Annotated in this window: 17 protein-coding genes; 11 read left to right on the top strand and 6 right to left on the bottom strand. The window is 59.9% G+C overall.

Annotated elements, in window-relative coordinates; all coding sequences use genetic code 11:
- Positions 1–114: 114 nt before the first annotated feature.
- Both ACILSR_RS01405 and ACILSR_RS01410 read right to left on the bottom strand, forming a co-directional pair.
- Positions 115–1,329 carry a phosphoglycerate kinase gene (locus ACILSR_RS01405; protein WP_395747930.1) on the bottom strand — a complete coding sequence of 405 codons (1,215 nt, stop codon included), beginning with the start codon at positions 1,327–1,329 and terminating at the stop codon, positions 115–117.
- Positions 1,330–1,450: 121 nt separating this feature from the next.
- Positions 1,451–2,380 (bottom strand): LysR family transcriptional regulator, encoded by a 930-nt coding sequence (locus ACILSR_RS01410; protein ID WP_395747931.1) that lies wholly within the window; start codon positions 2,378–2,380, stop codon positions 1,451–1,453.
- A 102-nt stretch (positions 2,381–2,482) separates the two neighbouring features.
- Here ACILSR_RS01410 and ACILSR_RS01415 point away from each other — a divergent pair, with 102 nt between their 5' ends.
- Genes ACILSR_RS01415 through ACILSR_RS01425 form a run of 3 tightly spaced genes read left to right on the top strand, consistent with a single transcriptional unit; the run spans position 2,483 to position 8,212 of the window.
- The gene (locus ACILSR_RS01415) at positions 2,483–3,646 is read left to right on the top strand and encodes an efflux RND transporter periplasmic adaptor subunit (protein ID WP_395747932.1); all 1,164 of its coding nucleotides are present in this window, start codon (positions 2,483–2,485) and stop codon (positions 3,644–3,646) included.
- Positions 3,647–3,651: 5 nt separating this feature from the next.
- Positions 3,652–6,831 (top strand): efflux RND transporter permease subunit, encoded by a 3,180-nt coding sequence (locus ACILSR_RS01420; RefSeq protein ID WP_395747933.1) that lies wholly within the window; start codon positions 3,652–3,654, stop codon positions 6,829–6,831.
- The gene (locus ACILSR_RS01425) at positions 6,818–8,212 is read left to right on the top strand and encodes an efflux transporter outer membrane subunit (RefSeq protein ID WP_395747934.1); all 1,395 of its coding nucleotides are present in this window, start codon (positions 6,818–6,820) and stop codon (positions 8,210–8,212) included. The genes ACILSR_RS01420 and ACILSR_RS01425 overlap by 14 nt, the downstream gene beginning before the upstream one ends.
- 61 nt (positions 8,213–8,273) lie before the next feature.
- Here the strand turns inward: ACILSR_RS01425 and ACILSR_RS01430 are convergent, their stop codons facing one another.
- The 4 genes from ACILSR_RS01430 to ACILSR_RS01445 form a co-directional block, all read right to left on the bottom strand.
- A complete protein-coding gene (locus ACILSR_RS01430) occupies positions 8,274–9,200 on the bottom strand; it encodes an anti-sigma factor domain-containing protein (protein WP_395747935.1) in 927 nt (308 codons plus the stop codon).
- Positions 9,197–9,763: an RNA polymerase sigma factor gene (locus tag ACILSR_RS01435; RefSeq protein ID WP_395747936.1), complete on the bottom strand. Its 567-nt coding sequence runs from the start codon at positions 9,761–9,763 to the stop codon at positions 9,197–9,199. Before ACILSR_RS01435 ends, ACILSR_RS01430 begins: the two co-directional genes overlap by 4 nt.
- Positions 9,764–9,878: 115 nt before the next feature.
- A complete protein-coding gene (locus ACILSR_RS01440; protein ID WP_395747937.1) occupies positions 9,879–13,049 on the bottom strand; it encodes a UvrD-helicase domain-containing protein in 3,171 nt (1,056 codons plus the stop codon).
- 47 nt (positions 13,050–13,096) lie between these two features.
- Complete coding sequence (locus ACILSR_RS01445; RefSeq protein WP_395747938.1) at positions 13,097–13,978, bottom strand: DMT family transporter; 882 nt, start codon at positions 13,976–13,978, stop codon at positions 13,097–13,099.
- Between the two features lie 359 nt (positions 13,979–14,337).
- Between ACILSR_RS01445 and bamA the strand changes: the two genes are divergently transcribed.
- The 8 genes from bamA to ACILSR_RS01485 all read left to right on the top strand — a co-directional run bounded on the left by bamA (position 14,338) and on the right by ACILSR_RS01485 (position 25,410).
- Positions 14,338–16,578 carry an outer membrane protein assembly factor BamA gene (gene bamA, locus ACILSR_RS01450; protein WP_395747939.1) on the top strand — a complete coding sequence of 747 codons (2,241 nt, stop codon included), beginning with the start codon at positions 14,338–14,340 and terminating at the stop codon, positions 16,576–16,578.
- Between the two features lie 59 nt (positions 16,579–16,637).
- Complete coding sequence (locus ACILSR_RS01455; RefSeq protein ID WP_395747940.1) at positions 16,638–17,270, top strand: OmpH family outer membrane protein; 633 nt, start codon at positions 16,638–16,640, stop codon at positions 17,268–17,270.
- A gap of 80 nt (positions 17,271–17,350) precedes the next feature.
- Positions 17,351–18,412: a UDP-3-O-(3-hydroxymyristoyl)glucosamine N-acyltransferase gene (lpxD, locus tag ACILSR_RS01460; protein WP_395747941.1), complete on the top strand. Its 1,062-nt coding sequence runs from the start codon at positions 17,351–17,353 to the stop codon at positions 18,410–18,412.
- Between the two features lie 75 nt (positions 18,413–18,487).
- The gene (gene trpB, locus ACILSR_RS01465; protein ID WP_395747942.1) at positions 18,488–19,714 is read left to right on the top strand and encodes a tryptophan synthase subunit beta; all 1,227 of its coding nucleotides are present in this window, start codon (positions 18,488–18,490) and stop codon (positions 19,712–19,714) included.
- A gap of 9 nt (positions 19,715–19,723) precedes the next feature.
- A complete protein-coding gene (locus ACILSR_RS01470; RefSeq protein WP_395747943.1) occupies positions 19,724–20,041 on the top strand; it encodes a hypothetical protein in 318 nt (105 codons plus the stop codon).
- Position 20,042: 1 nt separating this feature from the next.
- Positions 20,043–20,651, top strand: a complete 609-nt coding sequence (locus tag ACILSR_RS01475) for a methyltransferase domain-containing protein (protein WP_395747944.1) — start codon at positions 20,043–20,045, stop codon at positions 20,649–20,651.
- A gap of 78 nt (positions 20,652–20,729) precedes the next feature.
- Complete coding sequence (locus tag ACILSR_RS01480) at positions 20,730–22,871, top strand: tetratricopeptide repeat protein (RefSeq protein WP_395747945.1); 2,142 nt, start codon at positions 20,730–20,732, stop codon at positions 22,869–22,871.
- A gap of 40 nt (positions 22,872–22,911) precedes the next feature.
- On the top strand, positions 22,912–25,410 hold the full coding sequence (locus ACILSR_RS01485; protein ID WP_395747946.1) for a M15 family metallopeptidase: 2,499 nt from the start codon (positions 22,912–22,914) through the stop codon (positions 25,408–25,410).
- Position 25,411: the final 1 nt, after the last annotated feature.

Here is a 25,411-nt window from a genome sequence, read left to right on the forward strand (position 1 = left end):
AAAAGTTTGCGATTGTTGGCGGTGGATTGCAATGGTTTCTCAGAGGCTGGGGAGGTTTGGATCAACAATCGCAAACCATCGACAACATCGGCAAACCACTGCAAACGGCTTGGGTTACTTGTCTTTCAGGCAGGCAACGCCGGGGAGAACTTTGCCTTCGAGGAGCTCGAGGGAGGCGCCGCCGCCGGTGGAGATGAAGGTCATTTTGTCGCCGAGCTTGGCCTTCTTGACGGCCTTCACGCTGTCGCCACCGCCGATGATGGTCTTGGCGCTGGAGTTGGCGGCGACGGCTTCAGCCACATCGAAGGTGCCTTTGGAGCTTTCTTTGATCTCAAACACGCCCATGGGGCCATTCCAGATCACGGTCTTGGCTTTCGCGATCTCTGCGGAGAAGAGTTTCACGGACTCAGGACCGATGTCCACGCCTTCCCAGCCGTCCGGGATGCTCTCGCCAGCGGCGGTGAACTTGGTGTTGCCGAGCTTTTTGGCGTCGAAGTCGAAGGCGTCAGTGATCATGGCATCCACGGGGATGAGAATCTTCACGCCGCGCTCCTTGGCCTTGTCCAGAGCGGCCTGGGCGATCGGCTCCCACTCGGGCTTGTAGAGGCTTTTGCCGATGGAGATGCCTTCGACGATCTTGCGGAAGGTGTAGGCCATGCCGCCACCGATGATGATGGTGTCTGCCTTTTCGAGCAGGCGGTTGATGACGCCGATCTTGTCGTTCACCTTGGCACCACCGAGGATAACCACGAAGGGGCGCTCAGGGTTCTCGAGTTCGTCGTGCAGCCAGGTCAGCTCCTTTTCCATGAGGAGACCGGAGACGGCAGGGAGGTAGTCGGCAACGCCAGCGGTGGAGCTATGCGCGCGATGGGCAGAGCCGAATGCGTCGTTCACAAACACTTCGGCGAGGTCCGCCATGCCTTTGGCCAGTTCGGCGTCGTTCTTTTCTTCACCAGCGTGGAAACGGGTGTTTTCGAGCAGGAGCACGTCGCCATTGCCGAGGGCGAGGGCTTTGGATTTGGCCTCTTCTCCGACGCAGTCACTGGCGAAGGCGACCGGCCTGCCGATGAGTTCGCTCAACGCCGGGGCCACGGGGGCGAGGCTCTGCTTGGGATCGGGCTTGCCCTTTGGGCGGCCCAGGTGGCTGGCAAGGATGATTTTAGCACCCTTTTCGATCAAAAACTTGATGGTGGGCAGCGTCTCCTGGATGCGGGTGGCGTCTGTGATGACCATCTTCCCGTCTTTCTCATCGAGTGGGACGTTGAAATCGACGCGCACAAAAACGCGTTTTCCGGCGAGGTCGAGGTCACGAATGGTCTGCTTGGGCATGGTATTTTTTGATGGAGGTAAAACAAGCCGCAAGGCGGCGGGGGGCGGGATTCCTAGCACAGAGCGTGCTTGTTGCGCATGCAATTTTTTGCGACAGGGCCGCAAAGAATAGGCGTAGCACCTAGCGTTCGTTCAAATCCAGCCGGTGAATCTCGACAGGAAGCTCCTGTTCGAGGTATTCGATCAAGCTCTTGACCCGCTGGGGCAGGTGCTCATGCGCGGCATGGGCAATCTGAAGGTCAATGGGAGCCAGGTGCCAGTCCGGCAGCAACTGCACAAGCCGCCCGCCGGTGATATCCCGCGCTGCCATCCACTCGGGCAGGATGGTAAAACCAGCCCCCTCGATGGCGGCTTCACGCAAGGCGGTAACCGTGTCCAGCAGCATGGCCGGGGAGAGTTTGAGGTTTTTGATCTGCTTCGCACGCTCCAGATCAACCCGGTCGCGCGAGTAGAAATGCGGCTGCAAGATCCCCAGCCATGGCAGAAGCTTCAACTCCTCCGGCCGGGCAGGCAGAGGGTGGTTCCTCAATAGAGACGGAGCTGCAACCAGCCGCCGTTGAAGCTGGGCGATCTTGCGGATCGTTACACGGCGGTCCGTCGGCGCACCGACCATGATGCCGCAGTCAAAACCCTCTTTGATGAACTTCGTCGGGCGGTTGATGAGGTGCAGTTCCGTGGTGACATCCGGGTGCAGCTTTTTGAAGCGCGAGAGCACTCGCGAGACGATCCACTGCCCCACATCGACAACCGAAACCATCCGCAGGTGTCCGCGCAGCGAGCGGCGCTCCGCCCGAAGCCGGCTGCCCATGCGGTCCGCCAGGGTCAGAAGTTCGCGAGCGTCGGTCAGGACAATGATCCCGGCGTCCGTCAGGCTCATCGCGTGCGTGTCACGCCGGATGAGCGGCGCCCCGATCTGCCCCTCCAGAGCCGCCAGGTGACGGCTGAGCGTCGGCTGGGACATGCCCAGAACCTTGGCTGCACGCGAGATGCTTCTGGAGTCTGCAATCTGCACAAATTCGCGGATATGCTGGAGGTCATTAACGCTGGTCATACACTTATGGTATAACCGATATGTTGCATATGCACTATTTAAGACGCCCCGGTGTTCGTTACTCTGACGATGCAACGCGCACCGTTTTTCCCAATTTTCTTCATGCCAACTTGGCGGCATGCCGTGGCGGCCCTCCTGATCGCGATTCCTCTGGCCTCCTGCAAACGCGACGCTGCAGGCCCTGGCGGCGCACCACAGGCGGCGACTCCCGAGGTGACGGTGGCCAAACCGATCGCCAAACGGCTCATGGACTGGGACGAATTCACCGGGCGTCTGACCTCGCGTGAGCGTGTCGATATCCACGCGCGAGTCTCCGGCTATGTGACCCAGGTCAGCTTTAAGGAAGGCGCGGAGGTGAAGGCTGGGGATCTGCTCTTCACCATCGATCCTCGTCCTTATGAGGCCATCGTCGAGCGCGCCGAGGCGATGCTCGCGCAGGCAAAAACAGCGGCGGAACTCGCCGGCGTGGAGGCCAAGAACGCCACCGCCCTGCGCCAGGGCCAGGCCATCTCGGTCGAAGAATCCGAACGCCGTCTGAAAAGTGCCACGGGTGAAATGGCCGGTGTGCGGGGAGCGGAGGCCGCCCTGCGTGCCGCCAAGCTTGATCTGGAATTCACCCAGATTCGCGCGCCCATCAGCGGTCGCATCAGCGATGCCCGCGTGACGGAGGGCAACCTCGTCAGCGGTGGCATTCAGGGCGCCACGCTGCTGACCACCATTGTCGCGCTCGATCCCATCTATTGCGAAATCGAGGCCGATGAACGCTCGGTGCTGAAGTACCGTGAGATGCATAAAAGCGGCGAGCGGGTGAGCGCCATGTTCGAACGCATTCCTGCCGAGATGTCGCTCATCAATGAGGCGGGCTGGCAGCACCGGGGAGAAGTCGATTTCGTGGACAACCAGATCAATCCCGCCACCGGCACCATCCGTGCCCGTGCGGTGTTTCCCAATGCCGACCGCCTCATGGCCCCCGGTTTTTTTGCCAAAGTCCGCGTGCCCGGAAGCGGTGAATATGACGGCCTCCTCATCCGCGACTCCGCCGTCGGGGACGATCAGGGCAGCAGCTTCGTCTGGGTGCTGGACGCCGAGGACAAGGCCGTCTATCGGCCGATCACCCTCGGGCCTCTGCTCGATGGTCTGCGCGTGGTGCGCAGCGGCCTGAAGGCAGATGAGCGCGTGGTCGTGCTCGGTCTCATGAGCGTGCGCAACGGCGTCAAGGTGAAGCCCAGCCTGACGGAAATGAAGCCAGCGGAGCCCGCCAAGTAACACTCATGAATTTCGCCCGCTTTTTTGTGAACCGGCCCATCTTCGCGGCCGTGCTCAGCATCGTCATCACCATGCTGGGCTGTCTTGCCTACATGGTGCTGCCCATCGCGCAGTATCCCGAAGTCATTCCCCCCACCGTGGTGGTCAGCGCCATGTATCCCGGCGCGGATGCACGCACCCTGGCCGAGACTGTCTCCACCCCGCTGGAGCAGGAAATCAATGGTGTTGAGGACATGCTGTATCTGTCCTCGTCGTCCACCAGTGACGGGCGCGTGCAGATCACCGTCACCTTCCGTCTCAACACGGATTTGGACGAGGCGCAGGTGCTGGTGCAAAACCGCGTGAATGCCGCCGTCTCCCGCCTGCCGGAGGAGGTGCGCCGTCTCGGCGTCAACGTGAACAAGCGTTCGCCAGACCTCACGCTCTCGGCCCAGTTCTACAGCCCCGATGGCTCGCGCGACGTTTCCTATCTCAGCAACTACTGCACCCTGCAGATCCAGAACGAGCTCGCCCGTATTCCGGGTGTGGCGGAGGCCTCGTCCCTTGGAGGCATGGACTACTCCATGCGCATCTGGCTTGATCCTGAAAAGGTCGCCGGCCTGGGCCTGACCGCAGGTGATATCGTGCGAGCCATCCGCGAACAAAATGTGCAGGTCGCCGCCGGTTCCCTCGGCCAGCCTCCCGCCGCGGAAGGTTCTGAGTTTCAGTACACTCTCACCGCACCGGGCCGCCTGAAAAAGGCAGAGGAGTTTGGCGACATTGTTCTCAAAACCGGCAAGCAGGGCGATGTCGTGCGCCTGGCCAATGTGGCCCGCATTGAACTCGGTTCCCGCGACTACTCCAGCCGCACGTACATGGACGGTTACAACGCAGTGTCCCTTCGCGTCTTCCAGCTCCCCGGCAGCAATGCCATCGCCACTGCCGATGCCGTTTACAAACGTCTCTCTCAACTCAAGGAACGCTTCCCGCCGGGCATCGATTATAAGATCAACTACGACACCACCAAGTTCGTCCGTTCCTCCATTGAGTCAGTGCGCCACACGCTCATGGAGGCCATCCTCCTTGTTGTCTTTGTTGTCATCGTCTTCCTGCAGAGCTGGCGCGCTTCCATCATCCCGCTGCTGGCCGTGCCGGTGTCTCTCATTGGCACCCTGGCAGTCATGCAGGCGCTCGGATTCTCGCTCAACAATCTCTCACTCTTCGGCCTGGTGCTTGCCATTGGCATTGTCGTGGATGATGCCATCGTCGTAGTTGAAAACGTGGAGCGCAACATCGCCAAGGGGCTCTCCCCGCACGATGCTTCGGTGCAGGCCATGAACGAGGTGAGCGGTGCGGTCATCGCGGTGGCCCTGGTGCTCTGCGCGGTGTTTGTTCCCACGGCCTTCATCAGCGGCATTACGGGCCAGTTCTACCGCCAGTTTGCGCTCACCATCGCGGTTTCCACCGTGATCTCCGCCTTCAATTCGCTCACCCTCAGCCCCGCGCTCTGCGCCATTCTGCTGCAGCCGCACGGCGCGAAGCCGGACTGGTTCAGCCGCCTGCTAAACCTCCTGTTCGGCTGGTTCTTCCGCGGCTTCAACCGTATCTTCCAGTTCGGTTCCGATCTCTACGCCGGCCTGGTCGGCAAGCTCATCCGTCTCGCGGTGCTCGTGCTTCTCGGCTACGCGGGATTGATCGGCCTCGCAGGAAAGCTGTTCCAGGAGGTCCCCTCCGGATTCATTCCTTCCCAGGACATGGGCTACGCCATCGTGCTGGTACAACTTCCGGATGCCGCCGCCTTTGAGCGTACCGACGCGGTGGTCCGCAAGATGGATGCTATGGCGCGAGAGATCCCCGGCATCGCCCACACCTTCGCCATCTCCGGCTACTCCTCCGTGCTTCAGGCCAACCAGCCCAACGTCGGGGCCGCCTTCCTGGTCTTCGACAACTTCGACAAGCGCCAGAGTCCCGAACTCAAAGGCGAAGGCATGCTGGCCGTCATCCGCAAAAAATTCTCGACCATTCAAGAGGGCCGCGTGCTGGTGCTGCCGCCTCCCCCTCTGCGCGGCCTGGGCAATGCCGGTGGTTTCAAAATCCAGGTGCAGGATCTCAACAACGCCGGCCTCCCTGCGCTTGAGGCTGCCACGCAGAAGCTGCTCGCCGCCGCACAGCAGGAGCCCGGCCTCATTTCCCTCATCACCGGCTTCCGCGCCAAGACCCCGCAGTTCAAGCTGGAGATCAACCGCGCCCAGGCCAAGACCATGGGTGTCTCCCTCGCGGATCTTAATGAGGCCCTGCAGATCTATCTCGGCTCCGTCTATGTGAACGACTTCAATCTTTATGGCCGCACCTACCAGGTCACCGCGCAGGCAGATGCCACTTTCCGCAGAGACCCTGCCGACGTCGCCCGCATTAAAATCCGCAATCACAACGGCGAGATGGTGCCTCTGGGCGCGCTCGTAAAGGTGGTGAAAACCGGCGGGGCTGACCGAGTGCAGCGCTACAACCTCTACTACTCCGCCGACATCAACGGCAACACCCTGCCCGGCGTCAGTTCCGGCCAGATGATCGAAAAGATCGAGCGTCTGGCCAAAGCAAACCTGCCCACCGGCTTTGCCATCGAGTGGACGGACCTCACCTATCAGCAGATTCTCGCAGGAGACACTCTCATCTACGTCTTCCCCCTCTGCGTCGTCTTCGTCTTCCTGGTCCTCTCCGCCCAGTACGAGAGCTGGAGCCTCCCCATGGCCATCATCCTCATCGTGCCCATGTGCCTGCTCTCAGCGATCGGCGGTGTCTGGCTGCGCGCGCAGGACAACAACATCTTCACCCAGATCGGTCTGGTCGTGCTCGTCGGTCTCGCCGCGAAGAACGCGATTCTCATCGTCGAGTTTGCCAAACAGCTGCAGGACCAGGGAATGGACCGTGTGCATGCCGCCGTGGAAGCCTGCCGCCTTCGCCTGCGTCCCATCCTGATGACCAGCTTTGCCTTCATCCTCGGCGTGCTTCCCCTGGTCCTCGCCAAAGGCGCCGGCGCTGAAATGCGTCAGGCGCTGGGCACGGCGGTTTTCTTTGGCATGATTGGCGTCACGATCTTTGGTTTGCTTTTCACGCCCGTGTTCTATGTCATCCTCCGCGCACTCGTTGAGCGCCGTGAAAAGCGCCGGGCAGCCGCCCCTTCCTCCACGCTTCATGAAGCCCATTAATTCTTTTCTGCTTCTCTTCTGCGCAGTCTCAAGCTGCAACGTGGGACCGAAGTTCGTCAAACCGCAGCCGAGGATGCCCGATGACTTTGCCTCGCGGGCCGGCGCGGCACGTGCCGCCGAGGTGGATGCCGCATGGTGGCGCAAGCTCAACGACAGCACGCTCAATGAACTGGTGGCAACCGCAGACGCGCAGAACAAGGATCTGGCCGCAGCCCGCTCACGCCTGCTGGAGGCCCGTGCCCTCTGGCGCGAATCACGCTTCAATCTCGCCCCCACCGTCACGCTGGGCGCGGGTTATGACAGTGTCCGCAACGGCGCGACCTCCTTCTCAGGCCTGCGCACCCGCGATTACGAACTCTACCGTGTCGGCTTCGACGCCGACTGGGAGCTCGATTTCTTCGGCCGCGTCCGCAATTCCATCAAAGCCGCCAAAGCGACCTCCAGCGCGGTGGATGCCAATCTGCACGACCTGCTGATCTCGCTTCAGTCCGAGATCGCCACAAACTATCTCGAACTGCGTGGTTCCCAGGCACAGCTCACCGTGGCAAATGAGAACGCCCACAATCAGCTTGATGCCCTGCACATCGCCGAAGCCTCGCTCAAAGGCGGTCGCGGAACGCAGCTGGACGTGGCCCGGGCCAATGCGCTCTGGAATGCCACCCAGGCGCAGATCCCCACCTACCAGGAAAACATCGCCAGGTCCATCCACCGCATCGCAGTCCTGTGCGGGCAGAATCCTTCGGATCTCCGCCCCCGGCTGCAGCCCACCAAAAAGCAGCCTGCGGTTCCTTCACAGATCAGCATTGTGAAACCGGAGGAGTTGCTGCGCAGACGACCTGACATTCGTGTCGCCGAAAACACTCTGGCCGCCGAAACCGCACGGATCGGCGTCGCGGTTGCCGATCTTTTTCCGCGCATCACTTTCAGCGGCCGCGTCAATCTTGAAGCAGCCACCTTCGCCTATTTCACCGACCGGCCGGGTGCTGATGCCTATACCCTCGGCCCGCGCATCACCTGGGCAGCCTTCAATCTCGGCCGCGTGCGCCAGCAGATCAATGCAGCCGGCAAACGCGCGGACACCGCCCTGGCCCGCTACGAGCAGACCGTCCTGATGGCCCTGGAGGAAATGGAAAACTCCCTCACCTCCTACGACCGTGAGCGCGTGCGCCTGCACCATCTGGAAGCGTCCGCCGCGTCCGCCCGCGAGGCCGCCACCCTGGCCCGAAAACGCTACCAGGACGGCATCGCTGATTTCCTCACGGTGCTGGATGCGGAACGTGTGGCTCTCAACGCGCAGAACGACATCGTGCTCAGCAGAACGCGCGTCGCGACTGCGTGGGTAAGGATTTACAAGGCGATGGGTGGCGGATGGAATAGCTGAACAGCTGAACCCATCCGCCTGGAAAAAGCCGCTTAAGTCGCACGAATCTGCCTGAGATAAATCAGGGACCGACCAGAACAATCGGCCCTTCGCTTTTCGGGACGCCGCCTTTTTTCTCGACGCTGATGGCGAATTTAGCCTCCCCGGTCACGTTTTCGACCGGCTTGAAAGTGGTTTTGGCGGAGCCTTTGGAATCAACCGTGACAACGCCAGCACTGACCGGATCGGGCTTGCTGGGATCGACGACCCAAAGCTGGTAATCTTTATCAGACTCAACCTTCGGCATTTTGTCGAGCATCACCACACCCTGGCTGCGTTTCTGATCCCACACGACCAGCATCTCGGTGCGGCGGTATTCCCAAACTTTGCTTTGAAGGGTGGCGATCTGAAGCTGCGACTCGGACTCCTGCTTCTTCAGCTCCACCACCTCGGCGGCAAGCCTGGCAGATTCCACCTTGGCCTCGTTTTCACGCTTGCGCAGCGCATCAATCTCATTGGAAAGCGCCAGCTTTTGCGCCTCAAACTCGTCCCGACGCTTTTTGAGTTCTTCTTCCAAAGTGCGGGCCTTGGCCTTGCCGTCATCCACCGCCGGCGCGATCGGGGCGTTCACCGGGGCCATGGCGCGCGATGCGGCCTCAAGCTGCTGGATCATTCCCGCCCGTTGCTGCCACAGCCAGGCAGAAGATACGGCAAAGGCCGCTGCCAATGCCCAGCCTGCACTGCTGATGACAAATCCGATGGAGACTCCGGCGCCTTTTACGCCGGTGGCACGCATTCTGGCACGGATGCGCTTCTTCATGTTCGCCGGTGGTTCCACGGGCGTGACCAAATAACCGAGCGATGCGGTCGCATGATCCAGATCTGCGCAAAGTGCACGCACATCCTTGTCGCGCGCGACAGCACCGTCCAGAGCACGCTTCTCATCGTTCTCCAGCATGCCCAGAGAATTCAGGGACGCCAGTTCTTCAAAACGTTCCACGTCCATCATGCGCCTCCTTTCAAAAGATCGCGCAGGCGCAGGAGCCCGCGGCGAATGTTGGTCTTAACAGTGCCGAGGGGTATGCCCAGCGATTCGGAGATCACATGGTGCGTCAGCCCTTTCAGAAAGGCAAATTCAATCAGCTGGCGCTGCTCCTTGGGCAGTTCGTTCAAAGCTTCGCGCACCACCATGCCGCGCTCAGCAGCCTGCACTTCGTCCACCGTGCTGGCATGCACGGAGGCGGCCAGGGTGGTCTGCTCCAGCAGGGCGCTGTCTACCAGGCGGTTGCGCCGGCCCAGCATCCGCATGCGGTCGATCGCCTTGTGGCGGAACAGCATCACCGCCCAGGTGAAGGCCTTGCTGCGGTCAGGATCAAAGGCGGAGGCACGCTCCCAGAGCTGCACAAATCCGTCCTGCAAAACGTCTTCCGCCTCTCGCTCGTCATACAGCATCTGGCGAAGGAGGCCGAAAAGCCGCGGGGCCATGCGGTCATAGAGCTGCTCGAACGCACGCGCGTCTCCGCGTCCAGCACGCTGGAGCAGGTCTTCGTCGGTGAGTTCGGGTTGGCTCATGAGGGGTTCGGGCGCAGGGTGCGCCGGGAAAGCGACAATGCGCGGATTCCATGCCAGAGCTATTGCGGTCACACAAGTTTTTGCGTCACCAAAGAGCGCCTGGATTCAAAAAAAGTCACTTTACGTCCACCAGACAGCAGGTTCGGGTAAAGAGCAGGGAAGATTCGATTTGTTCCATTTTGAGGCCGGACAGCCGCGACAGTGCCTGCCGGTAAAGCAAGAGCTGTGGGCGATAGCCCGCCACTTTTTCGGCCAATGCTTCCTCATCGGGCACTTCATCTGTCTTAAAATCAATCAGTCGCACAGAGTCCTGCCGGACCACCACACGGTCAAAAATGCCGCTGATCCAACTTCCTTCATGGATCAGGTCAAAGGGCCGCTCGCGCCATGCCTGGGCATCTGCCGACGGTTTGGAAAAGGCAAACCTGGCCGCAGGAGAACTCAAAACACCGCGCACCATGGCCAGCGCCTGTTCTTCGATCCCTTCCCCGCGCAGCAGACCCGAGGACTGCCAGCGGGACTCAAGCGCGGCCATGTTTGATGTGGGATCCCACCATTCCACCTGCGCCAGCAATTCATGAACCAGATTTCCCAGCCTGCGCCCCGGCTCACGGCCCGCACTGAACAGCATGCTGCCTTTCACCTTGAAATCTTCCTCTCCTGAAGGCGTCACACGTTTGGCCAGCGGCTGAAATTCCCGCAGCAGTGCTCCGAGCGGAGGAGACACGCCAGGCACGACAGGAGGCTGGGGCGGCAGTCCCTGGGCCGTACCAAACCAACGCGCGTCACCTGTCTGCCACTCCGTCAAATAGCCCTCGCTTTCCTCCACCGCGCCCGCTGCACCGAGCATCCGGCGCAAGAAGAGCGCCTCTTTCACAGCTGACTCCTGCGATTTCGGCGGTGGCTGCGCAATCATGTAAAGACCTCGTTTGGCCCGGGTCATCGCCACATAAAGCCTGCACAGGGATTCAAAGGCGGAATGCTGCCGGGAGGTATCCAGCTCCTCCTTTAAAGAATCGTGCAAGGGCGCAAAGATGCGCGGCGGCTCCTGCAGCACCCATGAGATGCCCTTCGGACTGCGGTTCACGATCAGCGAGCGCCGCCGCACGTGATCCATCGCATCTCCATTCAGATCCGGCAGGATAACCAAATCGAATTCCAGCCCCTTGGCCTTGTGCACTGTCATTACCTGCACTGCATTGGCAGCGCCCCGCACCTGCGTCGGCATCTCGCGTGCGTATTTTAGAAAGGCATCGATGTCACGAGAGCCAGTCGCGTCAAACTCGGCGGCCATCTCACCGAACTGACGCAGCCGCTGTGCATGGAATGCGTCCATCTCCGGCAGCACCTCGCGCACATGCCGGGTCCAGACCTCCATGAAACCGACCAAGCCATGCTCAAACACTGATTCACGAACTCGATCACAGGTCAGGGGCCACCCCTGGCCAGCGGTTTCGATCTGCAGCCACAGCGGAGTCATTTTCAGATGTTCCAGCGCCAGCGTGTCACCGGGATGCGCGGCAAGCTGCAGCAGCGAGAGCAGGGCCAGCGTCACGGCATTGTCAGTGGCGGGAAAAAGCTGGGATTCGCACACGATCTCCATGCCCGTCGTCGTCCGCAGTTCCTCAGCGATGGCGTTGGCGCTCTTGTTGCCGCGCACCAGCACCGCGCAGGTAAGCCCGCGCTCCAGAGGACGGATCTCATTTAACAGGGCTGTCACCACAGGCGTGGTGGAGGGATTGCGAACGCCGTCCTCCACGGGCACGCTTAGGAGCGCCGCATATCCGCTGAGGTTCAGATGGCGCGCCTCCGCCTCGTGATTCTGAAAGGCAAAACCCTGCGTGCAACCGGGGAGCAGAGCCTCGATGCCAGCCTTGTTTGCAAACACGGCGTTCACCGCGTCCAGCACCGCCGGCGCACTGCGGAAGGACTTGCTCAGCGTCTGGGGCGCCAGACCGTCATCTCCACGGTGCGGCCATTCATGCAGCACATCCTCAAAAAGCCCCGGCTCCGCCTGACGCCAGAGATAAATGGACTGCTTCGGATCTCCCACCGCATAGAAGCTGCGCCGCCCGGAGTCATCCTGGAGCACCTCGTCCACCAGTCCGCGCACCACATTCCACTGCACACGACTGGTGTCCTGAAACTCATCGAACAGCCAGTGGTCGTAACGCCCATCAAGCCGGAACCAGAGGTCGGCACGTTCATCATCCGCCCATTCTTCTCCGTCAGCAGTCGCCGCGGCAAGCAGGCGCTGCACGTCGGTAAAGGACAGCCTGCCGCGAGAGCGCACGCGGCGCGAATACTCAGTCTCATACAGCTGCATGAGGGCCGCCATGCCCTGCGTACGCTGCGCCCGGCATTTCAGTTCATTGTGCACGATCGCCTCTACCACCCGAACCCAGGCGCGCGCAGCAGGGCCTGAAACCGGATTTTTTCCACCTCCCCAGGTGACCATGGCGTTTCCCGCGCGCAACTCCCGCCAGGAAGCCGCCGATTTTTTCAGGAAGTCCTCCACCCTGCCCTCCGGTTTTTTGCCGGGTTCCTGCCTGGGTGCCTCCTGGTACAGCTCCTCCATGAAGCTGGCACTCTTCGGCCGCGTGGGAACAAAATGATCTTTGAGGCTCTCCAGAGCCGCCGCGAGATCATCGGCCTGATCCAAGGCAAGATCTGGCACACTGCCCCAAAGTGAGGCATCTCCGCTGTCCAGCCAGGTCGCGTGATGATCGTTGATCCAGGACTCAAGACTTTCCACAGCACTGCGCTCCTCAATGCCGAAAGTGGCCTGTTTAAATCCTTCAAGAAGGGCGCGCCCGGCCGCGTCATCGCGGGCGGAATGAATGCGTTCGAGCAGGGCGTCCAGCGCCTCCTGCCGCGCATGAGCCGCTTCGTTTTCGGCCATGACACTGGCCCCAAGCGGCAGCCCCAGCTCCAGGGGAAAGCATGCGGTGATATTGGCAAAAAAGCTGTCCATCGTCCCCAGCCGCAGACGATGAAGACGCTGGGTGACTCTGCGCAGCAGCACAGCAAATTCAGGCCATTCCGCCGGCAGCGGCTCCATCCCTTCAAAAAAAACCGCCGGGGGTTCACTTTGGAGGGAGAGTGCCGACAGGCGCTGCAGAATGCGCTGAAAAAACTCTCCCGCCGCCTTGCGGGTGAAAGTCATCGCCGCAATACCTTCCGGAGACTGCCCAAGTGCGAGCAGATGCAGGTGCCGGCGCACCAGCTGGTACGTTTTGCCGGAACCGGCGGAGGCGGAGACGAGGATGTGGCGGAGGCGGTTCAAGCGTGAGGGCGATGCAAGCTCACTCGGGGGGCCATGTCCAGCAACTCTCACCTTTCCGCCCAGCGCCGCACCCACGGGACCGCCAGCACCACGGCAATGATAATCCCAGCGCCAAAGTAGAAACCCGCGCTCATGACTTCGGCGCGCCCAAACACGAAAGCTGCCAGCAGGATGCCGTAAACCGGCTCCATGTTATAGACGACATTGACCGTGAAGACGCTGACCCTGCGCAGTGCATCCATGAATCCGGCGTAGGCTGCAACCGTGCAGACCAGTGCGAGCACCCCGAGCCAAACTGCGGAGACGCCATCCGGCACCACCGGCAGGACACCGACTTCAAGCACCGGACGAGCAAGCAAGGCAGCCAGGCAAGCACCCGCCATCTGGTAGCAGCCCATGACACTCCAGTGGATGTCCCTGGCGACAAGCTGCTTGCTAAGAGTGGCAAAAAACGCGGCGAGCACAGCGGCGCCGATGGCAACCGAGAAGCCCAGCCAGTAGCGAAACTCCACCTGGTAGATGAGCCAGACAGCGCCCACCATGACCACGCCCACCAGAAGTTCGGCGGGCCGCCAGCGCCTTGAACCATCGATCAAAGGCTCGATCAGGGAGGCCCAGAGCATGCCCGTCGGCATCGCCGCCAGGCACACAGAAGCGGTGGCGAGCCGGGCGGACCAAAAGAACAACACCCAGTGGAGCCCCAGGAGCGCCCCCACAGCCAGCATCGCCAGGGTCCTGCGCCAAGACAGGCAAAGCGGATGCCCCATGGCGCAGGCCAGCAGACAAAAACAAAGGGCCGCCACTGCGGTGCGCCAGAGCACTAAATCGACCGGCGGCAGCTGGATAAGCTTGCCCAATATCGCCGTAAGCCCCCACGCCAGCACCACAAGATGCAGCTGCAGATAGTTGCGCAGATTGGAGCGAGGCATGATTGGCGGCAAATTTGTTTCAATAGCTTTCTGGCCCTGAAAATCCGGTCAATTCGTGTCCTAAGCTGCGCAAAATCTGGCCGGGCGGGCTTTTATCTATCATGCAGACCGCAAAAAACGGCAAGAATACCCTCAGAACTTACGCCTTGACGTGGAGAGTTGAGGCAGCAGTACTGCTGGCTTGTTGTGCGCCAGTCTGGGCGCGCCGTGCCGCTTTGCCTGTTCTCAGTGTGTTTAATCTGCTTTTGCCTATGAATTACGGATCTTCCCTCATGTCTCGCCTGTTGCTAATTTCTGCGGTGGCTCTCGCCGTTTTGGGCGCTGCACCGCAACTGGCTCGAGCTCAAGTTGGGTTGCCCTTGTCTCCTGCCAATAAGAAAACAGTGAAGGAAGTCGAGATCGTCATCAAGGGGGGAGTGAAACTTGATGAAAACCGGGTGCGCAGCCAGATGTCCACCCGCGTTGGCCAGCCCTTCACCGACGAGTCGATGGAACGCGACATGCGCACCCTCTACGGCACGGGAGCCATCGAGAGCGTCAACAGCCACACCGTGGACGTCGCTGGCGGGGTCAAGGTGGTGGTCGAGATCGTCGGCCGTGGCGGCATCGCCGAAATTCAGTTCGTTGGCAACACGGCCTTCGACAAAGACAAGTTGAAGAAGGAGATCGCTGTCAAAGTGGGAGATCCTCTGGATGAAAGCAAGCTGGCCGCGGCTCAGCAAAAGATCATCGACCTGTATGAGAAGAAGGGCTACGCCGATGCCAGCGGGAACTATGAGATCATCCCGTCCGCACGGGAAGGGTACTCCACGGTGATTTTTAAAATCGATGAAGGAGCCCGCGGCATCATCCGTGACATCCTCTTCGAAGGCAACACCGCCATCAAGTCCCGCGTGCTGCGCGGCAAGCTCAAATCACAGGAGCACCACCTGTGGAATCTTTGGGGCAAAAAAGGCAAGCTGAACCACGACGACGTGCAGGAAGACATCAAAATCATTGAGATGGCTTTCAAGGACAAGGGCTTCGTCTATGCCAAAGTGACCGAGCGCCGGATCGTGCCGGTGTCCGCCAACAAGATTGACCTGGTGTACGTGATCAGCGAAGGTGCAAAATATGATGTGTCGGCCGTCAAAATCACCGGCAACACCATCTTCACCAAGGAAGCCCTTGAGGCAGGGGTGAAGGCGGAACCCGGTTTCGCCTACATGGGCAGCCATATCGAGGCTGACAAGAAAATGATCCACGACTATTATGGCTCCCGCGGCTACGCTGATGCGCAGGTCGAGGCCCACATTACCGAAACGGGCGCGGGACAGGTCGCCGTAGCCTACACCATCGTCGAAGGCACCAAGTCCTACATCAACAAGGTCAACATTTCCGGAAACTCCTTCACGAAGGACGAGGTCATCCGCCGTGAACTTCCATTCTCGCCCGGTGAAGAACTGAACACGGTGAAGATTGAAGCAGGCAAGAACCGCCTGCAGAACCTGAATTATTTCAGCGCAGTGGACACCCGCAACACTGCGACCACGGCACCCGGCTACAAGGATGTGGACGTCACGGTCACCGAGCAGAGCACGGGCACCGTGAATTTTGGCGCCGGCTTCAGCTCCATCGACAGCATCACGGCTTTCATCCAAGTAACCCAGACGAACTTTGACATCAGCGACTGGAAGGATTTCCGCGGTGGCGGCCAGCGTTTCAACACCAACATCCGCGCTGGTGCTCTGCGCCGTGACGTCACCATCAGCTGGACCGAACCCTGGTTCATGGGGCGTGAGCTTGCATTCACGGTCGAGGGTTTCTTCCACAACCTCTACTATCTCTCCAATTACTTCAACCAAACCAATGTTGGCGCCTCCGCAGGCATTCGTAAAAAGCTGGGAGAGCACTCCTATTTTGAAACCACCTACACCCTGCAGCAAATCAAGATCAACGGCATCGCCAACGGAGCCTCCCCTCTCATCGCCCAGGAAGCCGGCTCATACATCCAGAGCAAGATTGACATGAACTTTGTGAACGACACGCGTGACAGCGTGTTCATCACCCGCAGCGGTCACAAACTGGAGGCAGGAGCGCTGCTGTCCGGTCTGGGAGGCAATGTCCCGGTGGTCGGGGCAAATATCGGCGGCCAGCAGTATTTCAACCTTCCTGGGGACACCATTTTGAGCTTCGAAGGCATGTTCCGCATCGTGAACAGCTGGGACAGCAAGCGGGTGCCCATCTTTGAACGCCAGTTCCTCGGCGGTGCCAACAATCTGCGCGGTTTTGCCTATCGTCATGCAGGTCCGAAGGATGCAACCGGGGAACCGATCGGCGGCCTGACTTCATTCTACGCCTCCAGCGAATTCTCCGTTCCTGTGCACATCACCTCCAACGTGGACAAATCTCCACGTGTGGTGTTTTTCGGGGACATCGGCTCGATCGCCGGCGCCACCGGTGCCACCTCTGGAAACGGCATGATCTTCTCTGACGTCGGCATCGGCGTGCGCCTTTTCCTTCCAGTGGGCCCCATCCGTGTTGACTACGCGGTTCCGGTCGACAAGGACAACAGATCAGGCAGCGGCCGCGTTCAGTTCAACATGGGCTATAAGTTCTAAAAGCCTGCGACGGACATTTTGTTTGTCTGCCCCACCAATCCCTATAAACTCCCCCACTTATGATTCGCCGAGCGTTCTTCGCACTCCTCCTTGCCACCTGCTCCCTCCATGCTGCCGATCTGAAAATTGGCGTGATCGACATGTCCAAAGTCTTTCAGGAGTTCCACAAAACGAAATCCGCCGCAGAAAAGTACAAGGCCAATTATGACAAGGCCGCTCAGGAAATGCAGGAACGTTCGACAGTGTACAAGAACCTGAACGCGGAAGCCCAGAAGCTTCAAAAAATCGCTTCAGATCCCATCATTACTCAGGAACAGCGTGCCAAATATGGCGCGGAGCTGAACGAAAAGATCAAGGAGATCCGCTCCATGGAAATGGAAATGCAGGAGTTTGCCGAGCGCCGCCAGGCACAGCTCAAGCAGGAAGACATGCAGATCCGCAAAGGGCTTTACGAGGAAATCCTTCTGGTCGTCAAGGACCGTTCCAAGGTGGAAAAATATGACATGGTTTTTGACAAAACCGGCGTCAGCCTTTCCACCGTGCCGATCATCCTGCACGTGCGCGAAGGCTTTGCTACGGACCTGACCGACCAGCTCATCGTTGAATTGAACAAGAATGCTCCGCCTCCCGGAACAGAGCCAAAGAAGGAGGAGGCCGCGGCTCCAGCGAAGACTGAAGAGCCTAAAAAATAGCCTTCAACTGACGAAATTTCGAGGCACGCCGCAGACGCTTGCGGCGTGCCTTTTTTGTTTTACGGTCCCACGTCTGTGCCATGAGCAATTCCATCACATTGCAGAAACTTGCTGAACTCGTCGGAGGAACACTCGCCGTGGGCAGTCCGGATGCTGTGATCACCGGATTGAATTCGCTGATGGAAGCGACGGCTGGTGAGGTCACCTTTCTGGGCAATGCGCGTTACCTGCCAATGCTCAAGACCACCCGTGCGACAGCCGCCCTGGTGCCGGAGGATCTCGCCTCTGAAGATGCACGGGAAGGTATCGCCCTCATCCGTGTCAAAAACCCCACGCTCGCCTTTTCCCATGCCATCCGGCACTTTGGGCCTCCCGCCGTCGAATTTGTGCCTGGAGTGCATGCGACGGCCACGGTGGCGGCTGACGTGATCTACGATGTGAAGAAGGTCAGCATCGGCCCCCGTGCGGTCATCGAGAGCGGTGTGGAGCTGGGTGACGGCTGCACGATTCATGCCGGGGCTTACATCGGGCGTGGAGTCAAGCTCGGCGCCGGCTGCGTCATTCACGCCAATGCCGTGATCAAGGAATTCTGTGTGCTGGGCAAGCGGGTGATCCTGCACAGCGGCTCGGTGATCGGCAGTGATGGTTTCGGCTATGAGATGGTTCAGGGCCGCCACCAGAAGATTGACCAGGTGGGCATCGTGCAGATTGATGATGATGTCGAAATCGGCTCCTGCACCACCATCGACCGCGCCCGCTTTGGCCGCACCTGGATTGGTGAAGGCTGCAAAATCGACAACTTGGTGCAGATCGGCCACAACTGCTCCCTCGGAAAGCACTGCATCATCGTGTCGCAGACTGGCATTTCGGGAAGCACGCGGCTGGGAAATTACGTAACCATGGGTGGTCAGGTCGGCGTGGCCGGACATCTTGAAATCGGCGACAAAACCATGTTCCTGGCGAAATCGGGCATCACGAAGAATATTCCCGAACCAGGGGCATACACCGGCTACCCCGCCCGCCCGCTGATGGAGGGACGCAAGATGCTGAGCCTTCCAGCCAAAATACCCGATTTGCTGGAACGCGTGCGGGTGTTGGAGAAAAAGCTCGCCGCCCTCGAAGCTGGTACGGTCCAGGCTTGAGCCAGGCTCGTAACTTTGCCTGAAAATGGAGCGGTCGTTGCCAACGCCCGGCCTTCAAGCTATCTTCGCCACCCCATGACCGCCGCCTCCATCCTTCCCCTCCCTGTGATGCCCGACAGCCACGGCCACTTTGGCCAGTATGGCGGCATGTTTGTACCAGAAACTCTCATGGCGGCGCTGAGTGAGCTGACGGACCAGTATGAGAAAGCAAAGGCGGATCCTGCCTTTCAGAAGGAGCTCGACCGGCTTCTGCACGAATATGTCGGCCGCCCTACACCGCTCTATTTTGCCGAACGGTGGACTGAAAAGCTCGGCGGGGCCAAGATCTACCTCAAGCGCGAAGACCTGCTGCACACCGGCGCGCACAAGATCAACAATGCCCTCGGCCAGATTCTGCTGGCGCAGCGGCTGGGGAAAAAGCGCATCATCGCTGAAACCGGTGCCGGACAGCATGGGGTCGCCACCGCGACGGTTTGTGCACGTTTTGGCTGCGAATGCGTCATTTACATGGGCAAGGTGGACATGGAGCGGCAGGCGCTGAATGTCGCACGCATGCGTTTCCTCGGCGCCAAGGTGGTCGCTGTCACCGCAGGGCAGGCCACGCTCAAGGAGGCCGTAAACGAAGCCATGCGTGACTGGGTCACCAATGTGCAGACCACGCACTACATCCTCGGTTCTGCGCTGGGATCTCACCCCTTCCCAATGATGGTGCGCGATTTCCACCGCATCATCGGAGTCGAGGCACGCCGTCAGATTTTGGAGCGTGAAGAACGCCTGCCAGATCTTCTTGTCGCCTGTGTGGGTGGAGGCAGCAACAGCATCGGGCTGTTCCATCCCTTCCTGAATGACAAGGATGTGCGCATGACCGGCGTGGAAGCCGGCGGTGACGGCATCATTCCAGAGCGCCATGCCGCACGCTTTCAGGGAGGCCGTCTCGGTGTTCTCCAAGGCACCAAGACCTGGCTCCTCGCCAATGCAGACGGCCAGATCGAACTCACCCACAGCGTCAGCGCCGGCCTCGACTACGCCGCTATCGGTCCCGAGCACGCCTGGCTGCACGAGCAAGGCCGCGTCACCTACAATTATGCCACTGACGAGGAGGCGCTGGCCGCCTTCCAGGAGCTCAGCCAGGTGGAAGGCATCATCCCTGCTCTCGAAAGCAGCCACGCCATTGCTGAAGTTCACAAGGTTGCCCCCACGATGCGAAAAGACCAGATCATCCTGGCCAATCTTTCGGGCCGTGGCGACAAGGACGTGGCCCAGGCAGCGCGCATGATTTTTGGCGAGGAGCTGAAGTTTTGACCTTGAGTCATGAAACGATGGAGCATCGCCCTTGTTCTGCTGGTCAATGCCTGCGGTGACGGCGCTTCCGCAGCGCCCAGACGCATCCACGTATTTGTAGCCTTTGTGGACATTGCGAGGCAGGGCATTGCTCCGGAGCCGGCAAAGACTGGCCACACCACCGAGCAGATCATGTGCCCCGGCTTCTTTCGGCTGCGAGATGCGCTCGAAGTCTGGCCGCGCAAGGGCTCGCGCCCCGAAATCCGCATGGCCGCTGCCCGCGCGTATGCGGCCAATCAAAGCATTTCCGTGAAAGCCGCCGCGGGTGTATTCTCCAAACTTGAGTGACATGAACTCGGACCCCAAATCGCCATCAGCAAATGCCATTCAGCAGGACATGCGGAAACTGAAATCGCTGCTGCAGGATTCACTGGCACCGCATCTGCCGGCGGCGCAGAAGGACATGCGCATTCTCAATCTGGCCTGCGGGCGCTGTGATGAAGCAGAGACGCTTATCCAGGTCGGCTCCGAACTCACCCAGGGCGGCGATGTGGAGATGATCGGCGCGGACATCCGCATCCGTGAAATTCGGCAGGCCCGCGAAACGCACGGGCATCTGCCGGCTCAGTTTTTGATCGAGGACGCCACCAAGATCGACCAGCACAAGGAGCTGAGCGACGATTTCAACATGGTCTTCTTGCGGCACCAGAACTTCTGGCACGGCCAGGAGCTGTGGAAGAAGATTTTTGACCAGGGAATCGCCAAACTACGGCCCGACGGGATGCTCGTCATCACCAGCTATTTCGATGTCGAGCACCGGCTGGCGCTGCGGGCGCTGGAGTCCCTGGGCATGGAGGTTGTCAGCAACCGGCGAAACAAAGAAAGCCGGGCGCTGAAGGACGCGCCGGGGAAATCCGTGGACCGCTGGGTGGCCGTTTTGCGCCAGCGGAAGGCCTGAGACAGGGCAGACAGGCCGCCAAGGCCATTTACAAGGGGCACGTAAAGCGGTAAACTCCCTGCCCTTCCCCCAATATTCATGAATCGTCTTCTTTCCATCTTCACCCTCGTCGCGGCGTTTGCCCTGACCGCCCTGGTGTCGCATGCCCAGTCCATTGATGCCAGCAGCGAGGTGGCGGACCTGTACTTCCGCGGCTTTGTCCTCAACAATGAGGCGGCCAAGCTCGAGGCAGCTGGCGACTTCGCCCTCGCGCAGGCCAAGTTCAAACAGGCCGGCGAGATCATGGACAGCATCGCCCGCAACTACCCGACCTGGCAGGCGGAAGTACGTGCCCAGCGTCAGCAGAAAATTCAGGATGCGCTCGTCCGCCTGCAGACCCGCTCCGCGCAGACGCAGGCAAACACCGCCGCGCCTGCCCCGGCAGTAGCAACGGTGCCTGCTCCGGTGATGCCCGGCGCAGGCATTCCCTCGCCAGGCAGTCTTGCACAGGCCGCTGCAGCGCCCTCTGCCACGACAGGTGCCCTGCCAGGCATCAACGACCTTCTCAAACAATGGGAGGACATGTACAAGCAGCGCATCGCGGAACTGGAGACGAAGTCCAACCAGCAGCAGGTGGATCTGGGCAAATGGCAGAACTGGTTTCAGTGGGCCTCCGGTGAAATCACCAATGTGCGAACGCAAAACGAAGCCCTCGGCAAAAAATCGGCCGCCATGGAGCAGACCATCCTAGCCATGGGCAAGGATGTGGAAGCAGGCCGAGCCTCGCAGTCCCAGCTAGCCAAACTGATGGACGAAAAAATGGCGGTGGAACTGGAGATGCGCAAAAACGCGCAGCGCCTGACCGCTGCAGATGCCGCCGCGAAGGAAGCGTCTGAAAAGCTGGCCGAATCCTCCGCCCGCATCGCTACCATTGAGCAGGAGCGGGACAAGATCCTCAAGGAGCGCGAACAAATCGTCAAGGATCGTGAAGTGGCCGTCAAGGAACGTGAAACAGCCGTCAAGGAACGCGATGCCGCCAGTGCACGCAGCCTGGGCCTGCAGGCTGAGGTGGATGATTTGAAGAAGAAAAGCACGAGCAGCGAGATGAAGCGCCTCATGGCCGAAAATGAGCGTTTGAAAGCCGAAGTTGCCGAAGCCAGGAAGCAGGTGGAGACACTCCAAGCGGATGTGGGCCGCAAGGACAAGGAGATCGCAGAACTGCGCGGACAGCTCACCGGTCTGCAAGGTCAGCTGGCCGATCTGCGGAAGGAAAGCGCCGCCTACCAGACTCAGGTGGCTGATCTGACGAAGCAGCTCAAAGAAGTGCAGCAGGGCGGTATGGAGGGCAAGATGGCCGCCACCCCGGAACTTACCCAGGAAAATGAAATGCTGCGCGGCATCATCATGCGCCAGTTGCGCGCCCAGCACCGCCAGCAGGCGGCCAAGGACCTCATGATCGCCGAACTGCAGAAGATGGAAAACGCATCGAACGATCTCGTCAAACAGGTCGAAGAAATGAAGAACGCACGGATGATTCTGACTCCGGAGGAAGAGAAGCTCTTCTCAGATCCAGTCGCGCGGGAGCTTCTGGGAAACAAGGGCGTGCAGGCCACCCTCATCGCGAATGCCACGCCTGAGAGCGATAAGAAAGCAGCTCCGCCTGCGCCGACCGCTGTCGAGAGCCTCATCGGCCAGGCTAATGAAGCGTACATGAACAAGGACTTCGAAAAGGCAGGCCAAATATACCAGGATGCGCTGCGTGCCGAACCCAAGAACGTCACCGCCCTCATCGGGCTCGGCATCACCCGCCAGCGTGAAAACAAACATGCTGATGCCGAAGTATCCCTCCAAAAGGCCCTGGCCTATGACCCGTCCAATGAACCCGCCGCCTTTGCGCTTGGCGTGACCTACTTCAAACAGGAACGCTGGAAGGATGCGATGACCTATTTTGAGAAAAGCCTGGCCAAACGGCCTGACAACGCGAGCGGCCGTCATTACCTCGGCATCATCGCCACGAAGCTCAACCTGATTGAACGTGCTGAGCGCGAATTCAAGACCGCGCTGGCAATTGATCCCGCCTATGGCGAGGCCCATTTCAATCTTTCGGTTCTCTACATCACCTGGGATCCCCCTCAGTGGGACAAAGCGCGCACGGAATACGACGAAGCCATCAAGAAAGGCGTCAGGCCCGACAAGAATCTCGAAAAACTGCTCGAAGGCGGCAAGGTTTCGCAGCGTTGAGGAGAAGCGACGCACCTGACGGTGTCGTCGATTCCTCCCCATGAAAATTTTGTTTGCCCTCCTGTTAGGGGCCTCCAGCCTCTCAGCGCAAAACCTCGTCGATATTGGAGGGAAGGCTGACGGTCCGGTCATCGAATTACGCTACGCCACGGCGGACAACTTTTTCAAACAAGCGTTTTATCCAAGGAATGCCCACGCCCTGCTGCGTCCGGGTACTGCGGCCAAACTGGCCCGAGCACAGGCCGAACTGAAGGCCCTTGGGCTCAGCTTGAAGATCTGGGACGCCTATCGTCCGCTGTCGGTGCAGCGTGCAATGTGGAAGACGCTTCCTGATGAGCGCTTCGTGGCCGATCCAGCCAAAGGCGGCCGCCATAATCGTGGCGCGGCGGTGGACGTGACGCTCGTCGATGCCCGCGGTGCAGAACTGAAGATGCCGACCGCTCACGATGATTTTTCAGAAAGAGCCGGCGCTCATTTCAAACTCGTGCCGCCCGAAGTTTTCAAGAACAGGGAGAAACTGCAGCAGGTGATGGTGAAGCACGGATTCGCCATCTTTGACAGCGAGTGGTGGCATTTTGATGACGCAGACTGGAAGCGCTATGACGCACTGGATCTTCCTCTGGAAACTGCCCATGGACAAAAGCTCCTGCTGCTCGACTCCCGCGTGGTGGAAAAGGTCTCTAACGCAAAGCTTGCCCCCGGCACACCGCAGAAGCATCCGGCCAACCCTCTGTTTCAGGCGGACAAACCGTGGGAGAATTCTCTCAACAATCTGTACCCCAACGTGATCTGGGATGATGAGGCACAGCTCTTCAAGCTCTGGTACAAGTGCGTTCTGGCAGACAAAGAGGTCATCGCACAGATGGACCAGCCCAGCACCGTGCATGACGTTGGCTGGTATCTGCTCTACGCCACGTCCAAAGACGGCACCCATTGGGACAAGCCGGAACTGGGGATTCACACCTTTGCCGGCAGCAGCGCCAACAACATCGTGGCACGCGATTGTCCCAATGTGGGAGTTTTCAAAGACCTGCATGATGCCGACCCGGCGCGACGCTACAAAATGGTGAGCGATGTCGGACTCGGAAAACCGCAGGTGCGGTTTTCTCCGGATGGCATTCACTGGGGCGAAGCCTCAGCAGCCCTGGGTTTTGGAGCGCAGAACGGTGACACCCACAACAATGCACTCTGGGACGACCGAAGCGGCAAATACCTGTGGTTTACCAAGCTCTACCTCGGCGAGCGACTTGTGGCGCGTTTTGAAAGCGACGACTTCATCCACTGGAAAAACAACGGCCTCGTGCTGCGCTCCAGCCTGTCCGAAGGCCGCGCCAGCCAGACATACTGCATGCCCGCCTTTCGGTATGGCAGCATCTATCTCAGCTATGTGATGATGTATAACGTTGGTAACGGACGCACGGTCGATTGTGAGCTGGCGTGGAGTCACGATGGACTGAAATGGCAGCGTGTGGCGCCCGGAACGCCGTTCATTCCACGCGGGGCGAAAGGCAGCTATGACAGCGAATGCATTTACGCGATGGCTGGGCCGCCCGTGTTGAAAGAGGGCAGACTCATGATCTTTTACGGCGGAGACGACTTTCCGCACACGGGGTGGAAGCGCCACTGCCTGCCCTGCCTGGCCACTCTGAGGCCTGATGGTTTTGCAGGCTACACGCCTGTGGACGGTGGGCAGCCCGCTCATTTGCTGACAAGTCTGCTGCAGCTGACGGCCCAGCCAGCCGGCATCACCGCGGATGTAGCCCCTGGTGGAAGCCTCCGTGTTTCGGCCATGGATGAACAAGGAAACATGCTGGACGTGGCCGATGTTGTTTCGACGCCGGTCACGGACATGATTCTGAAATGGAAGAAGGGCGCTTTGCAGGCGCCAGCGGTGCGTTTCAAGATCGAACTGGAGCATGCGACGCTCTACGCCATCAACGGTTGCGATCTGGTGCAGAAGGAGCTCAGACAGTCTGAAAGTCCCCTGAAGAACCCGGCGCGCGAAGTCCATCCGGCAGCCGTGCGAACGCTTTCATTCGATGCAGACACGCAGGGCTGGAAGGGCGTGGACAAGATCGATCATTACGCCGCGGGAGGGGCGAAAGGCGGCTACGTCCACCTCTCGCGAGCGGGCAGGGCGCTGCCAATTGCTCTGTCCCCAAGCACGGCCAAAGAATCGCCGCTGGCCGGCGACTGGACACAAATCATCGGTGGCAGGGGGGCCGAGATCACCTGCCAGGTGCGTTCTGCAAAGCCGGGAGGACGGGTGATGATCGAGCTGTTTGCGAACGAAGTGGCGCAGTGGCAGTTTGAAACGGAAGCCTCGTTTGCAGAATCGTGGGGCGAGGCTGCAGCCACGCTTCGTTATGACTGGAACGACGAAGAAGCATTGGCCGCAGGTTGGAAACGTACCCCCAGCAGTTTTTCCTGGGCTGAGACCATCCAAAACATTGGCAAAGTAGTGGTGGTCCCGAGCGCCAGCGGCGCCCAGGAGAGTTTCGATCTGGATGAGTTGAGCGTCCGGGGCACCACCCGCTGAA

Source organism: Prosthecobacter sp., assembly GCF_044222565.1.
Taxonomy (GTDB): Bacteria; Verrucomicrobiota; Verrucomicrobiia; order Verrucomicrobiales; family Verrucomicrobiaceae; genus Prosthecobacter.

Excerpts from the sequence above, each read along its gene's own strand:
- ACILSR_RS01405 (WP_395747930.1), bottom strand. The coding sequence starts at position 1,329 with ATGCCCAAGCAGACCATTCGTGACCTCGACCTCGCCGGAAAACGCGTT.
- lpxD (WP_395747941.1), top strand. The coding sequence starts at position 17,351 with ATGAGCAATTCCATCACATTGCAGAAACTTGCTGAACTCGTCGGAGGA.
- ACILSR_RS01410 (WP_395747931.1), bottom strand. The coding sequence starts at position 2,380 with ATGACCAGCGTTAATGACCTCCAGCATATCCGCGAATTTGTGCAGATT.
- ACILSR_RS01480 (WP_395747945.1), top strand. The coding sequence starts at position 20,730 with ATGAATCGTCTTCTTTCCATCTTCACCCTCGTCGCGGCGTTTGCCCTG.
- ACILSR_RS01430 (WP_395747935.1), bottom strand. The coding sequence starts at position 9,200 with ATGATGGACGTGGAACGTTTTGAAGAACTGGCGTCCCTGAATTCTCTG.
- ACILSR_RS01420 (WP_395747933.1), top strand. The coding sequence starts at position 3,652 with ATGAATTTCGCCCGCTTTTTTGTGAACCGGCCCATCTTCGCGGCCGTG.
- ACILSR_RS01445 (WP_395747938.1), bottom strand. The coding sequence starts at position 13,978 with ATGCCTCGCTCCAATCTGCGCAACTATCTGCAGCTGCATCTTGTGGTG.
- ACILSR_RS01485 (WP_395747946.1), top strand. The coding sequence starts at position 22,912 with ATGAAAATTTTGTTTGCCCTCCTGTTAGGGGCCTCCAGCCTCTCAGCG.
- ACILSR_RS01415 (WP_395747932.1), top strand. The coding sequence starts at position 2,483 with ATGCCAACTTGGCGGCATGCCGTGGCGGCCCTCCTGATCGCGATTCCT.
- ACILSR_RS01425 (WP_395747934.1), top strand. The coding sequence starts at position 6,818 with ATGAAGCCCATTAATTCTTTTCTGCTTCTCTTCTGCGCAGTCTCAAGC.
- ACILSR_RS01475 (WP_395747944.1), top strand. The coding sequence starts at position 20,043 with ATGAACTCGGACCCCAAATCGCCATCAGCAAATGCCATTCAGCAGGAC.
- ACILSR_RS01470 (WP_395747943.1), top strand. The coding sequence starts at position 19,724 with ATGAAACGATGGAGCATCGCCCTTGTTCTGCTGGTCAATGCCTGCGGT.
- trpB (WP_395747942.1), top strand. The coding sequence starts at position 18,488 with ATGACCGCCGCCTCCATCCTTCCCCTCCCTGTGATGCCCGACAGCCAC.
- ACILSR_RS01455 (WP_395747940.1), top strand. The coding sequence starts at position 16,638 with ATGATTCGCCGAGCGTTCTTCGCACTCCTCCTTGCCACCTGCTCCCTC.
- ACILSR_RS01435 (WP_395747936.1), bottom strand. The coding sequence starts at position 9,763 with ATGAGCCAACCCGAACTCACCGACGAAGACCTGCTCCAGCGTGCTGGA.